Here is a 1,075-nt window from a genome sequence, read left to right as displayed (position 1 = left end):
CTCAATGCGTTTGCGATCACCTTCGAAGGACGCATCACCCTGAACGGTAACTAACCGACATCAAGGTCGGATCCACCGTTAATCGGACACTCCCGCTGCGGCACAGGATCGAGCGGCAGTGCGAGTAGTGGAAGTGACAGTGGTAGCGCCGGTGCGTTCGGCAGCGAGTCCGCAAGCACATCCGGGTCGAGTGATTTCTTCAGTTTCTTCTGTGGGATCACCGGATCGTCGAGTGGCTCCACCAGCTACGGAAGCTGAACGCCCTCGGGGGATGCACGGGTTAGCGACGTCCCGGGTCAGCCGGACACAAACATCCCCAACGGACTGACAGCCAGTGCCATACACAGCGGTATGAAACAGAGAATGGGCTGGTTGAACCCTGCACTCGATATCGCCGGACACTTCCTGCACCCCTTGGATATTGACCGATAAGACCCACTTTTCCAATCGGGTCGCCGTCGGACCAGTCGGGGCTTCCTGCCCTGCCGATCCACATTTTCACCAACCTGTATTTCTATAGCCAAGAGAGGCGAGAATGACGATGTTTCGCGGTGTTACGCGTCGGACGCTATTGGGCGCAGCGGTGCTGGTACCGCTTGCCGGTTGTTCAGCGAAGAATCCTTCGACGACAAGTTCTCAAACGTCAACGGCAAGCGAAGAGGATCGAGCCCACCTCCTGGCTGATCTCGAAGACAAATACGATGCCCGCTTGGGTGTATATGCGGCCAATCCGAGAACGGGAGGGATGGTCGAGTATCGAGCTGACGAGCGTTTCGCGTTCTGTTCCACATTCAAAACCCTTGCTGTCGCAGCGGTATTGAGCCAGAATCCGCTGGAATATTTGGATGCCGTCGTTTATTACACGGCGGATGATCTTCAGTCTTATGCGCCCATCACGAAGCAGCACCTGGACACCGGGATGGCTGTCGGTCAATTATGCGAAGCTGCTCGTCGATGACGTTCTCGTCGAATTGTATGTCTAGACGGTATGAGGGTCGGCCCGTTTCGGGCCGGGGACTCGCTTGCAAGTTGCCGTGGGTTGCCGAGTAGGCGAAGCCTGGATCGGTAGTGCCTA

At 56.7% G+C, this 1,075-nt stretch carries 1 protein-coding gene; it reads left to right on the top strand.

Features of this window, described 5'->3' with window-relative positions:
• Window positions 1-535 precede the first annotated feature (535 nt).
• Entirely contained in the window at window positions 536-958 is a 423-nt protein-coding gene (locus tag ABWI03_RS34165; RefSeq protein ID WP_166814103.1) for a serine hydrolase, read from the top strand.
• Window positions 959-1,075 lie beyond the last annotated feature (117 nt).

The organism is Rhodococcus baikonurensis, assembly GCF_040489275.1.
In the GTDB taxonomy this organism is placed as follows: domain Bacteria; phylum Actinomycetota; class Actinomycetes; order Mycobacteriales; family Mycobacteriaceae; genus Rhodococcus_F; species Rhodococcus_F baikonurensis.
The sequence above is the reverse complement of the archived record's forward strand: the minus strand, read 5'-3'. Positions and strand labels throughout refer to the sequence as shown.